Source organism: Pseudomonas sp. 7P_10.2_Bac1 (assembly GCF_025465935.1).
GTDB lineage: Bacteria > Pseudomonadota > Gammaproteobacteria > Pseudomonadales > Pseudomonadaceae > Aquipseudomonas.
In genome coordinates, this window is record NZ_JANLNV010000061.1 from 36605 (window position 1) to 49575 (window position 12971).

Consider the following 12971-nt stretch of genomic DNA (forward strand, 5'->3'; position numbering starts at 1 on the left):
GCCGTCTGAAAGGCAGCGTGTAATGACTTCTAATCCCATCAGCGAACTGGTCCTGCTACAGGCCCACGAGCTCGCCGAACGCATCCGTTCGCGCCAGGTTTCTTGCCGCGAAGTGATGCAGGCCTATCTTAGCCATATCGAACGCTTCAACCCTTGCGTGAATGCAGTAGTCAGCCTGCAAGCGCCGCAAGACATGCTGGCCCAGGCGGACCAGCGCGATGCCGAGCTGGCACGCGGCGAGTACCGGGGCTGGATGCATGGCCTGCCCCATGCGATCAAGGACTTGTCCCTGACCAAGGGCATTCTCACCACTCTGGGCTCACCGCTGTACAAGGATTTTGTGCCCGAGCGCGACGGCATCATGGTGGAGCGCATCAAGGCTGCCGGCGCGATTATTATCGGCAAGACCAACACCCCGGAATTCGGCCTGGGCTCGCAAAGCTACAACCCCTTGTTCGGTGCGACAGGCTGCGCGTTTGATCCGACCAAAACGGCGGGTGGCAGTAGCGGCGGTGCGGCGGCGGCACTGGCTATGCATTTGCTGCCGGTGGCCGATGGCAGCGACATGATGGGTTCGCTGCGCAACCCGGCGGCCTTCAACAATATTGTCGGCTTCCGGCCCTCCCAGGGGCGCGTGCCTTTCGACGACAGTGCCGACCTGTTCTTCGATCAGCTCGGGTATGAAGGCCCGATGGCCCGCAGTGTGCGGGATGCGGCGTTGCTCTTGTCAGTGCAAGCAGGCGCCGACCCGCGCGCCCCACTGTCTATCAACGAGCCTGGCAGTGTATTTACCGCGCCATTGGAGCGTGACTTCAAAGGCACTCGCCTGGGCTGGCTGGGTGACCTCAATGGCTACCTGCCCATGGAAAACGGCATTCTCGCGCTCTGTGAACAGGCCTTTGCCGACTTTAAAAGCCTGGGTTGCCACGTTGAACCGGCACAACCGGACTTCGCCCCGCAGCAGCTCTGGCACAGTTGGCGCACTTTGCGGCACTGGTTGGTGGCGGGTTCTCTGGGGGCTCTCTACGCCGATCCGCAGAAGCGCGCGCACCTCAAGCCAGAAGCCTGCTGGGAAATCGAGAACGGCTTGAAACTCAGCGCAGGCGACATCTATGCCGCATCGGCCTTGCGCAGCGACTGGTATCGCGCCCTCAGCGCATTGTTCGAGCGCTTTGATTACCTGCTGCTGCCCAGCGCCCAGGTGTTCGCCTTTGACAAGCACATACATTGGCCCTCTGCCATCGAAGGAGTGCCCATGGACACCTATCATCGGTGGATGGAAGTGGTGATCCCCGGCACGCTGTCCGGTTGCCCGGTGGCGAACGTGCAGGTTGGTTTCAACGCGCAGGGCCTGCCGATGGGGCTACAGATCATCGGTCGGCATCAGGCCGATTTCGCGGTCTTGCAATTGGCCCACGCCTACGAGCAGGCCAGCCAATGGTTCACCCGCTGCCCTGCTCCGCTGTTGCGGGATTGAGGCCCTGTCTGGCTGTAAACACCAGGCTGAAGACCGTCACACCGTGCTCACTGCTGACAGTGCAATGGCCGCCGTGCATTTTCATGATCGAGGCGACGATTGAAAGCCCCAGCCCGCTTCGCTCGGCAGAGTGATGACGGGCGGTGTCCACCCGGTAAAACCGGTCAAACAAACGTTCCATCTGGGCGGGCTCGATAGTCTCGCCCTGATTGCGTACCTCAACGATGCTCTGCTCGCCCTCATGCCGCACCTGCATCTGGATGTCACTGCCGGGCTGCGCATGACGCACGGCATTGGCAACCAGATTGGCCAGCGCACGGCGAAACAGGGTGACATCGGCGTACACGTTGCCATCCCCGGACCAGACCAGTCGCACGCCGCGCTCTTCAGTCAAATCCTCGAAGTAGTTGCCAATCCTGGCCAGTTCTTCGGCAGCGTTGAAATCGACACGCTCTATGGCTTCTCCCGGGTGCTCGGTGCGCGCGAGGAACAGCATGTTGTCGATCATCTTGGACAGCCGCTGCAGTTCCTCGTAGTTGGAACCGACCAGACGTTGGTAGTAGTCGATGTCTCGCGGTTTGCCCAGGCCGACTTCGATCTGGCCGAGCATGTTTCCGATCGGGGTGCGCAGGTCATGAGCCATGTCGGCGCTGACCTGTTTGAGCTGGGTAAAACCTCGTTCAAGGCGCTCAAGCATGGCATTGAACGGCATGATGACCGCCTTGATTTCACGGGGCGCGCCTTGCGGGTCGATGCGCAGTGACAGCGTCCCGACGCTGATCGAGGCAGTGCGTTCTGCCAGTCGGTACAGGGGCGCCATGCTGCGTCTGGCCAGCAAAAATGACAGCAAGGCGATAAGCCCCGCCGCCAGCGCGGAGAACATCAGGATAGTGTTGCGATATTCATTGAGTGTTCGCGTGCGCTCTGTTAACAGCCGGCCCGAAATCACCTGCAAGGCAGGTTGCCCACTGATGCCACGCACCCACGCTCCGACATAGATGAACGGGGTGCCGTCGGCCCCCTCGACATGCTGGACATTGGCCAGAGCCAGGCTGGCGTCCGGGGCCACCATGTCGAGTGTATCGATAGCCGGAAGGCTACGATGACCGGGGTTGACGGTGATCAGTGGCGGACCGTTTTCGGGTTTTATCAACAACAGTGATTCGGCGTTGCCCAGCATGTTTTCAAACAACCGCGGCTTGTCGTGAATCAGTTCCCGGGCGTCGCCGTCTTGCAGCAAGGTACGGATCTGGTCCACCCGCGTCACCAACGCAGCGTCGTCGCGCATCGCCAACTGGGCCTTCAATCCAAAGTACAAGGCGGCCCCCAGGCTGGCCATGGCACCGAAACCAAAACAGGCCAGCAACACCGCCAGGCGCAGCGTCAGTGACAAGCGGCTCATGCTTCATGCTCGAAGCGATAGCCCACGCCATGCACGGTATGAATCAGTTTGGTGGGGAAAGGGTCATCGATTTTCTGCCGCAATCGACGCACGGCGACGTCGACCACGTTGGTGTCGCTGTCAAAATTCATGTCCCAGACCAACGATGCCAACAGGCTCCGTGACAGGACTTCGTCGCGACGCTGCATGAAGCACAGCAGCAAGCTGAACTCCCGATTGGTCAATACCAGCCGCTGGCCCGCACGGGTCACCCGGCGCTTGGGCACGTCGACCTGCAAGTCGCCGATGTCCAGCGTATCCACGGGGCGTTCAACCTGCCCACGGCGCAGGATAATGCGCACCCTTGCCAGTAACTCGGCAAATGAGAAAGGCTTGACCAGGTATTCGTCGGCGCCAAGGCCCAGGCCTTTGAGACGATCTTCCAAGGCACTGCGCGCACTGAGGAATAGCACCGGGGTTTGCTGGCGTGCCCGCAGTTTCTCCATGACCGTCCAGCCGTCCATTTGCGGCAGCATCACATCCAGCAAAATGAGGTCGTAGGGTTCTTCGCGCGCCATGTACAGGCCATCAATGCCGTTATCGGCGTGATCAACCGAGTACCCTGCCTCGGTCAATCCGGCACACAGGTAGGCGGCTGTTTTGGCTTCGTCTTCAATAATCAGGATTTTCATGACGATGGGTCCCGGCCTCGGCAATCCGACAAGCATAGTGGAGCGGCGGCGCACACTGTAGGCGCCGCCGGCCCTTCATTTTTGCGGCGCTTGCGCATCGGTTGCATGGGTGGCTTGAAGAATCAACTGCGCGACCTCTTTAGGGTGGGAAATCAGCGACACATGGCTGGAATTGATTTCCACGGTGTGGGCATTCATGCGTTTGGCCATGAAGCGCTCAAGGTCAGGGTTGATGGTGCGGTCCTGGGTCGAAACCGCATACCAGGTGGGTTTGTCATGCCAGGCCGCTACTGTGGTCTTGGCCAGGGTGATGGCTTTGCCCATGGGCTGCTGGACGGCATAGTAGACTTCGGCCTCCTGCTTGGGCACGTCACCGGCAAAGTCATGCAAAAAAGCCTGCTCGGACAACAAGCCATAACCGTCTGCCGACCACTGCAAGCCAGCTCCGGCAGGGGCCGGCGCGAATTGTTTGGTCAGCGCTGGGTAGTCTTCACCGGCATCCGGCGCACGCGCTGCGATGTACACCAGGCCTTTGACCTTGGGATCATCACCGGCCTGGCTGATCACCATGCCGCCGTAAGAGTGGGCGACCAGTACGGTCGGTCCGTCCTGCTGCGCCAGCGCGCGCTTGACGGCATCGACGTCGGCATCCAGCGAGGTGGTCGGGTTTTGCACAGCTGTCACATGCAGGCCCTTGGCTTGCAGGAGCTTGATGACCTTGGACCAACTGGACGCATCGGCATACAGACCATGCACCAGCACCACGTTTTTGATAGCACCAGGGGCTACGTCCTGAGCCTGCACGGCCGAAGCACCGAGTAAGGACAATGCAGCTAGCGCAAAGGCGGCATGAAGTTTCATGGTGGCTCTCCAACAAATGAGTGAGGCCCTACTGTAAAAAACCCGATCCCTCACGCAGGTGACGCAAGGATTACAGAAAACTGACAGACAGTAACCACACGAAACCTCACCAAACACGCTGCAAACAGTGACCGAGACTGCAAAACAGCTAAATCGTTTAAGTTTGATCCGGGCCTAGGGGGGGCTGTTCCTGTTTCATTGCAAGCCGCGTCGCTGGGTCACATTTATCCAGACAAGGCGCATAGCAAAGAAAATGGTTTCGCGAACGTAATTGGGAACAACCAAAACACGCTTCTCGCGCCTAGCCCTGCACTACGTGGGCTTTGGCCGCTGCTACAACGAGACGGGAACAGACCCTAGTGGCAATAAGACGCACCCCAGCATTGAATTGCCTGGGCGGAGCCGTTAATGTGTGTCCAAATTTTGCGACCGATTTAGCTTCCTGACGTTTACCGACAGGAAGCCGGGCCGAATATTCTTTGTTTCTCAAGCAGCTGAAGACAACGTACAAGAAGTCAGCGCAGGGGGGCACGAAAGTAAGGTCGATGCGATTTGTCGACCTTGTATGTCCATCCCGCCTGCTACTCGATTGCCCTGTTTTGTGGCCTTCGAGAGCCAGGAATCCTCGCCTTTGCAGCGGGCGGACGACCTTCTATCCTGGAAATCACAGTATGTTGAATAAAGCGAATAAGACTCTGCTGGGTCTCGCCCTGTCGATGAGCCTGATGCAGGCACACGCGGCAGAGGCCAAGAAAGTCGATGTGTTACTGGTTGGCGGCGGCATCATGAGCGCCACCCTGGGCGTCTGGCTCAATGAGCTTGAGCCGGGCTGGACCATGGAAATGCTTGAACGTCTGGATGGCGTCGCCAAAGAAAGCTCCAACGGCTGGAACAACGCCGGTACGGGCCACTCCGCTTTGGCCGAGTCCAACTACACCCCTTACGGCAAAGACGGCAAGATCGAAATCGCCAAAGCGATCGAGATCAACGAAGCCTTCCAGGTCACTCGCCAGTTCCTGGCTTGGCAGGTCAAGTCGGGCGTGTTGAAAAACCCGCACTCCTTCATCAACTCCACCCCGCACATGAGCTTCATGTGGGGCGATGACAACGTCAAGTTCCTCAAGGAACGCTACGCCGCCCTGCAGAAGAGCCCACTGTTCGCGGGCATGCAGTACAGCGAAGATCAGGCGCAAATCAAGCAGTGGGTTCCGCTGATGATGGAAGGCCGTGATCCAAAGCAGAAAATCGCTGCGACCTGGACGCCAATCGGTACAGACGCAAACTGGGGTGAAGTCACTCGCCAGTACGTTGCTGCCCTGGAAACCAAGCCAAACTTCAGCCTGAAGCTGTCGAGTGAAGTTGAAGAAATCACTCGCAACAAAGATGGCGGCTGGCACGTTGAATACAAAAACCTGAAAGACGGTACCACCCACGCCACCGATGCGAAATTCGTGTTCATCGGCGCCGGCGGCGGTGCATTGAAGCTGCTGCAAAAAGCCGACATCCCTGAAGCTCGCGATTACGCGGGTTTCCCGGTAGGCGGCTCGTTCCTGGTGACTGACAACCAGGACATCGCCATGCAGCACATGGCCAAGGCCTACGGTATCGCCTCGACCGGTGCCCCGCCCATGTCCGTACCGCACCTGGACACCCGCGTGCTGGACGGCAAGCGCATGATCCTGTTCGGACCTTTCGCGACCTTCTCTACCAAGTTCCTCAAGGAAGGTTCTTACCTTGACCTGCTGTCGACCACCACGACCCATAACGTGTGGCCGATGACCAAGGTAGGCGTTGAGCAGTATCCGCTGATCGAGTACCTGGCCGGCCAGTTGATGATGTCGGATGACGACCGCTTCAACGCGCTGAAAGAGTACTTCCCGCACGCCAAAAAAGAAGACTGGCGCCTGTGGCAAGCCGGTCAACGCGTACAGATCATCAAGCGTGATGCCGAGAAAGGCGGTGTCTTGAAGCTGGGTACTGAAGTCGTTTACTCCCAGGACCGCACCATCGCTGGCCTGCTGGGTGCCTCCCCAGGTGCTTCGACAGCTCCACCGATCATGATTGACGTGCTGGAAAAGGTCTTCAAAGACAAGGTTGCGACACCTGAGTGGCAAGCAAAGATGCACCAGATCGTTCCAAGCTACGGGACCAAGCTCAATGACTCGCCAGAGCGTGTTCAGCAAGAGTGGGACTACACCGCTGACGTACTGCAACTGAGCAAGCCTCCGGTGATCGACGCTTCTGCCTACCCGGCTGCCAACGGCGCCCCGGCTCAGCCAGCGGCACCACAGGAAAGCAAACCGGCTCAGGACATGGCGCTGTAAGAGCGACGTGAACTGATCCATAAAGCCCGATGCCAGAGACCTGGCATCGGGCTTTTTTATGCCTGCGGATGTACATAGCGCCGTGCCAGGGTTAATTAAAAGGGGCTGCTGACGAGTACGCGGGTGCGTACGCAATCATGTAGTGCGAAAATCGCGAGCCGGTCGCCACACGTTCACTGTTCATGCCAGATGCATGACATCAATCCAGCCTTTCAGGCTGCCTTGTTACAGACAAGCCCTTGCATGAAAACGGGTTAATCGCACACTAGGCAGCACTCACTCAATAATTATTAATAGCGCTGTCTACATACTAGTTATTCCCCAGCAGTTAGTGCGGAAAGAACTTTAAATACAGCAAACTCATAAACATCACCCACAAACACAAACTTTAATTACAACCATGCGATAAATAGTTTATATCGATCACACACAGCGCTCACGCCGCCCTCGCCTTGCAGTAACGCTTGCTCCAGAGCGCGTAAAACCTTATTTTAAATATAAAACATTAAAAAACACATTTAGAAACATATCGAGTTAAACGTAACGATTATTCTTCACACGAATAGCGCGCACTAACAAAGACAAAAATGTTAAATAAAGTCTGAAATTGACTTGCTAATTAGATGAAAAATAACCGCCCAGTGACAGAGCTCACACAATTGGAAAATGGTTGAATGTTCATTTGGCAAAAAACAATATTGTCTACACAAAGATACTAAGACCAAAGAATATGTCATTTAGCCATTATCGGCCTTATACTGCCGCAAAAATGACGCCATAATTTCGACACACATCAATCAATGAGCCCGTCATCACATAAATCCATACCCAAGGTGCTGCACAAGTGAGTACCCTTCAGCGCAACAACGTTAAGCAACTGCCCCACACAGATCCGAATGCTCCAGTCATGGTTTACGCGCACGGATTTGGCTGCAATCAGGACATGTGGCAACTCCTCACCCCTGAGTTTCGTGCCACTCACCGGCAAGTGCTGTTCGATTATGTCGGCAGCGGCAGCTCGGATGCGCGCGCCTTTGACCCCATCCGCTACGGTTCACTCGCGGGCTATGCCCAGGACCTGATTGAGGTGTGTGATGCCCTGGGCCTCACAGAAAACGTGATCTTCGTCGGGCATTCCGTCAGTTGCAGCATTGGCATTCTTGCTTCAATACAGCGCCCTGAACTGTTCTCACAAATGATTCTGGTAGGCCCTTCACCGTGTTTTCTGAATGACCCACCTGATTACCATGGAGGCTTTGAGCGCAAGGATCTCGAAGCACTGCTGGCACTGATGGATCAAAACTACATTGGTTGGGCGCATTATTTTGCTCCACTGGCCGCAGGTTCAGAGTCTGACCAGCCGCACACGTCTCAATTGAAAGACAGCTTCTGCTCCACTGACCCGGTCATGGCGCGGCGGTTTGCCCAAGCCACGTTCTTCGCTGACATTCGGGAAGAGCTGGGCCTTTGCAGAACACCGAGCCTCATTTTGCAGCACCGCGAGGATGCCCTGGTGCCGTTTTCAGTTGGGCATTACCTGAAGAAACACCTCAAAGACAGCCTGTTGGAAACGCTGGACGTCAAAGGGCATTGTGCTCATATGAGCCACCCGCATTTGGTGGCCTCGACCCTACGTCAATACCTGTCAAGGAGTGACAGCTTTGCTTTACCTTGAACACCTGCCCTGCCCGGTATTGGTTACAAGCTGCAGTGGTCGAGTCCTGCATATCAATCGAGACTTCAAGCAACTGGTGACGCCTGAATCCAGCGATAACATGGATTACTACCTGCCGCCCGCCAGTCGTATTTTCCTGCACACCTATGCGTGGCCCTTACTCCTGAGAAATCATGAGTTCAATGAGCTCTACATGCAGTTGCAGAGCGCGGACGGGCAACAGATACCGGTCATGACCAATGCGCGACTCATTGAAGCCGAGGGCGAGCGCGTAGTGATCTGGCTCTTTTTCGTGGCCAAAGAACGCCAGCGCTTTGAAGCCGAACTGCTCAAGGCGCGCAAGCATGCTCAAGAGAACGCCATTGAGCTGACTAAAGTGAACATCGAACTTCAGAAGGCCAACGCAAAACTCTCCCAGTATGCGCAGGAGGCGAAAACCAAGGCTGACAAGTTCGCTCAACTGAGCCTGACTGATCCATTAACCAACCTGGGTAACCGACGCGCCCTGACACGTGATGTCAAACAGTGGATGAACACCGCGAACAGTGAATCAGTCGCCAGCTTGCTACTGATTGACGTGGATTTTTTCAAGCAAATAAACGACTGCTTCGGCCATGCAGAGGGCGACGAAGTGCTCCGTCATCTGGCCAAACAACTCCTGAAAAGCGCGGGAAAGCACGACACCGTCATTCGCCATGGCGGCGAAGAATTTGCCCTGTGGCTGCCCAACCTGGATCAAGAAGAAGCAAAACGGACAGCCCAGCGCGTACACGACCACATGGTGCAAATCCTGGTTGGCAATAAACCCATCACCGTCAGCATCGGCATTGCCAGCATGGCGCAAAACAGACAAGACACCGGCATATTCCTCGACCTTCTGCTTGCCGAGGCTGATGCTGCGGTTTATGAAGCCAAAGCGCGCGGGCGTAATTGCACCATTTGCTTTAGCGATATGGATTAACGGCGCTTCAACGCTCGTTTTCAAAGGGCATTGGCAGGTTGTAATAGAAGAGCGCCTGATGGGGCTTTGTGATTCGGCGGGATCAGTGTCACCACTCTCTCATCAAAATTGAGTAGACCTATGGATGTTGGAAGACCTTTGATAGGGCCAAGAACCAACTCATCTGTACCGTTCTCTCGCTTGAAACTATAGATTTCTTGTCCAGCCCATTTCGAATTATCAGGCAATTTAGTTCCATCACGCATTGCCACCCATCTCGCCCTGTATTGTCCATATAGTGAAGACGCGTGATTTGCCGAAAGAGCTGCATCAACACTCTCCCTTAACTCTTCAACTGAGCACTCAGTTGTTGGATTAAAAAAACCTCTATTTTGACAAGACATTTTGAACAAGATTGGCACAAATTTTAACGCGTCAACCTTAACGCGCACGAAGTAAGCATCCGCCAATTCAAAATGGTATTGATCTTTTGGAGTACCACTACTGTAAAGCAAAGAGCAACAATCCTTGGCTTACTTCATTGGCTCAACCCCTTGAGCTACAAGCTGTTTGTACGTAAAGGCTTCGGCGCAAAGAATGACCTTAATAGAGTCATCAGCAGCAAATATACTCACAGATCCGGCAAGCAAAAAACCTGAAAGCACACCAATAGTCGTTGGGTGAAGCCGGATCATCAAATCCTTAAGAGTGATAGCAAGGCAGATAATCGCCCTAAAACTGTCCTAATTTATCTGCGCCCACGAAAAAGCCCCTGAAATCTTTAACAATTTCAGGGGCTTAGTCTTGTTCAATAATGGCGGAGAGATAGGGATTCGAACCCTAGGTACTGTCGCCAGTACAACGGATTTCGAATCCGTCCCATTCGGCCACTCTGGCATCTCTCCAACGGCGCGCATCATATCAACGCTTTTGATTTCAGGCAAAGCCTTTTTTCAAAAAAATCGCGTGCTATCAGTTGCTTGCGCGCGTTTGCTGCTTAAAGCGGGACGCCGAGGCGGTTTGCAACTTCTTCGTAGGCTTCGATGACGTCGCCCAAGCCCTGACGGAAACGGTCTTTGTCCATTTTCTTGCCAGTAGCCTTGTCCCACAGACGGCAGCCGTCCGGGCTGAATTCGTCGCCCAGGACGATGGTGCCGTCGTGGAATACGCCGAACTCCAGTTTGAAGTCCACCAGCAGCAAGCCGGCGTCGTCGAACAGTTTGTTCAGTACGTCATTGACCTTGAGCGACAGTTCTTTCATGCGAACCAGTTGCTCTGCAGTGCCCCAACCGAAGGCCACAACGTGGGATTCGTTGATGAACGGGTCGCCCTTGGCGTCGTCCTTGAGGAACAGCTCAAAGGTGTAGGGGTTGAGCTTCATGCCCTCTTCTACACCCAGACGCTTGACCAGGCTGCCTGCCGCGTAGTTACGCACTACGCATTCAACCGGGATCATGTCGAGCTTTTTGACCAGGCATTCGTTGTCGCCCAGCAGTTTGTCGAATTGAGTCGGCACGCCGGCTGCTTCGAGTTTCTGCATGATGAAGGCGTTGAACTTGTTGTTCACCATGCCTTTACGGTCGAGCTGTTCGATGCGCTTGCCATCAAATGCCGAGGTGTCGTTGCGAAACAACAGGATCAAGCGGTTTTCGTCGTCAGTCTTGTAAACCGATTTCGCTTTACCGCGATAGAGTTCTTCACGTTTTTCCATGATGGGCTCCGCTTGCTAAGTTGGTGGGCTAGGCGATTGTGCGCCAGTCGAGCCCTGAATCTTGATCCGCCAGTTGCAGCCAGTCCGGGTCGCACCCAAGGGTGTCGACAAAACATTGCCGGGCCAGCTGCGGCAGGTTGTTCTTGCTGCTGAGGTGGGCCAGTACCAGGTGTTGCAGGTCTTTCCAGCCCAACTCGGCCACCAGGCTTGCGGCCTGGTGGTTGTTCAAATGTCCTTCCTGACCACCCACTCGCTGCTTGAGAAAGTAGGGGTAGTGACCACGGGCCAGCAGGTCGCGGCAGTGGTTAGCCTCGATCATCAGTGCATCCAGATCGCGATAACTGTGCAGCACACCCGCGCAATAGGAACCCAGATCAGTCAGCAAACCAAAGCGCCGCTGACCATCACTGAATACATATTGGGTGGGCTCCTGTGCATCATGTGCCACACGGGTCACGCTGATGGTCAGGGCGCCGATCTGCAACGAGTCACCGTCTGCCACAAAACCGGCCGGCTCCAGGGGTTTGCGCATCCCGCGCTGAGTGCCACGGCTCATATACACCGGCAAATTGTAGCGCCGAGACAGCAAACCCACGCCATGCACGTGATCGGCATGTTCGTGGGTTACCAGAATCGCGCTCAGTTGGTGTGGGCTGACGCCCAACCGAACCAGGCGGCGCTCGGTTTCTCGTAGAGAGAAACCGCAATCGACCAATACATACGTGCTGTCGCTGGCTACCAGCGTGCCATTCCCTTGGCTACCACTGCCGAGAACGGCAAAACGCATAAAATCAGCCCAGGTTGTCTTGAATCTCGCTCAACACTTTGCGCGCCACTTCTGGCGAAGCACTCTTGTTGATGTTCTCTTCAACCGTCACCTGCACGCTGTCACCGACCTTGCTCAGGCGAACCTGATAACGCTGGGCACGGGCTTCAACTTCTTCCTTGCTCGGTTTGCCACCAAAGAGACTGGAGAAGAAACCAGGTTTCTCATCCTTCTTCTGGGCTTTCTCAGCCAGGTTGATGTAGTACAGGCCCAAGGTGCGGTTGATGTCTTCAACGCGCCATTCGCCCTGTTCAAGCGCACGGCCAACGCTGGACCAGGCGCGGTCCAGGTCTTCGGTGAGGCTCAATACCGGGTTGCCGCTGCCGTCTTCGCTCAGGCTGACACGCGCCGGAGTATCGAAGTCACGGGCTGCCAGCAGCGACACCGAACCGCCCTTCTCGGCGCTACGGCTCATGCTGACCAGCATTTCGTCAACCAGGCCAGCGTCCAGGCCGGTGTTGACCGAAGCCTGGGTGAAATCGACATTGGCCGTGCTGCCCGCAGGACGGTTGGCGCTGACCACGTAGATTTCGCTGGTGTTGCGCTGCACGCCCGGCTCGATGCGGATCCGCAGACGGGTTTCGCTGTCGGCAGGCAGGCCGCTGCTGGTCACGTGACGCGCCATCGGTGCCGACAATTCGTCAGCACGCTGCCAGGCCGTGGTGAACTCGCCGGTTTGTGGGCGCTGCTCGTCAATACGGAAGCCATTGTCCTGGAAGAATTGCATCGCAACCGGCCAGACCTCGGACGGTACGTGCTGTGCCAACACCCAACGGCTGTCGCCGGTTTTTTGCAGGGAGTAGTCAGTGGCACTGGCAATCGCCGCCAAGGGTTGTGGACGCGGCACTTCAAACTCGCCCTTGACGTTGTCATCCGGTACGTTGGCCGGAATAGGCAACAATGGCACCAGACGCTTGTCAGTGACGACGCCCGGTGGCAGCTTCATGGGTGCTGTTTCTTGAGCCTGCAAATAATCGCTGCCACGGTCCCGGAAGTACCCATCTGGGCCCCACAGCCAACCGCAGCCGCTGGTGCTCGAAATAACCACGGCTAGCGTGCAAAGTCCGGCCAATCGCTTCATGCG

11 protein-coding genes and 1 tRNA gene are annotated in these 12971 nt (G+C 56.1%); 4 read left to right on the forward strand and 8 right to left on the reverse strand.

Translation table 11 applies throughout. From position 1 onward, the window contains the following. Nucleotides 1-22 precede the first annotated feature (22 nt). Nucleotides 23-1477 carry an amidase gene (locus tag NTD86_RS12995; protein ID WP_262202803.1) on the forward strand — a complete coding sequence of 485 codons (1455 nt, stop codon included), beginning with the start codon at nucleotides 23-25 and terminating at the stop codon, nucleotides 1475-1477. Here the strand turns inward: NTD86_RS12995 and NTD86_RS13000 are convergent. The 3 genes from NTD86_RS13000 to NTD86_RS13010 form a co-directional block, all read right to left on the reverse strand. Next, entirely contained in the window at nucleotides 1443-2879 is a 1437-nt protein-coding gene (locus NTD86_RS13000) for a heavy metal sensor histidine kinase (RefSeq protein ID WP_262202804.1), read from the reverse strand. The genes NTD86_RS12995 and NTD86_RS13000 overlap by 35 nt on opposite strands. Beyond that, on the reverse strand, nucleotides 2876-3550 hold the full coding sequence (locus tag NTD86_RS13005; RefSeq protein WP_262202805.1) for a heavy metal response regulator transcription factor: 675 nt from the start codon (nucleotides 3548-3550) through the stop codon (nucleotides 2876-2878). The genes NTD86_RS13000 and NTD86_RS13005 overlap by 4 nt, the downstream gene beginning before the upstream one ends. Nucleotides 3551-3625: 75 nt before the next feature. Further along, complete coding sequence (locus NTD86_RS13010) at nucleotides 3626-4324, reverse strand: alpha/beta hydrolase (protein ID WP_262202841.1); 699 nt, start codon at nucleotides 4322-4324, stop codon at nucleotides 3626-3628. A gap of 758 nt (nucleotides 4325-5082) precedes the next feature. On the opposite strand from NTD86_RS13010, the gene mqo reads away from it, so the two are divergent. The 3 genes from mqo (at nucleotide 5083) to NTD86_RS13025 (ending at nucleotide 9371) form a co-directional block, all read left to right on the forward strand. After that, nucleotides 5083-6735, forward strand: coding sequence for a malate dehydrogenase (quinone) (gene mqo / locus NTD86_RS13015; RefSeq protein ID WP_262202807.1), 1653 nt, complete (start codon nucleotides 5083-5085; stop codon nucleotides 6733-6735). Between the two features lie 844 nt (nucleotides 6736-7579). Further along, nucleotides 7580-8410, forward strand: a complete 831-nt coding sequence (locus tag NTD86_RS13020; protein WP_262202809.1) for an alpha/beta fold hydrolase — start codon at nucleotides 7580-7582, stop codon at nucleotides 8408-8410. Beyond that, nucleotides 8397-9371, forward strand: a complete 975-nt coding sequence (locus NTD86_RS13025; protein ID WP_315974746.1) for a sensor domain-containing diguanylate cyclase — start codon at nucleotides 8397-8399, stop codon at nucleotides 9369-9371. Before NTD86_RS13020 ends, NTD86_RS13025 begins: the two co-directional genes overlap by 14 nt. A 20-nt stretch (nucleotides 9372-9391) precedes the next feature. On the opposite strand, the gene NTD86_RS13030 is transcribed toward NTD86_RS13025, so the two are convergent. The 5 genes from NTD86_RS13030 to bamC form a co-directional block, all read right to left on the reverse strand. Continuing rightward, complete coding sequence (locus tag NTD86_RS13030; protein WP_262202811.1) at nucleotides 9392-9865, reverse strand: hypothetical protein; 474 nt, start codon at nucleotides 9863-9865, stop codon at nucleotides 9392-9394. Nucleotides 9866-10165: 300 nt separating this feature from the next. Beyond that, a tRNA-Ser gene (locus tag NTD86_RS13035) sits at nucleotides 10166-10255 on the reverse strand. 92 nt (nucleotides 10256-10347) lie between these two features. Then, nucleotides 10348-11061, reverse strand: a complete 714-nt coding sequence (gene purC, locus NTD86_RS13040) for a phosphoribosylaminoimidazolesuccinocarboxamide synthase (RefSeq protein ID WP_048368685.1) — start codon at nucleotides 11059-11061, stop codon at nucleotides 10348-10350. 28 nt (nucleotides 11062-11089) lie between these two features. Next, nucleotides 11090-11848, reverse strand: coding sequence for an MBL fold metallo-hydrolase (locus tag NTD86_RS13045; protein WP_262202814.1), 759 nt, complete (start codon nucleotides 11846-11848; stop codon nucleotides 11090-11092). A 4-nt stretch (nucleotides 11849-11852) separates the two neighbouring features. Continuing rightward, entirely contained in the window at nucleotides 11853-12968 is a 1116-nt protein-coding gene (gene bamC, locus NTD86_RS13050) for an outer membrane protein assembly factor BamC (RefSeq protein ID WP_262202816.1), read from the reverse strand. Nucleotides 12969-12971: the final 3 nt, after the last annotated feature.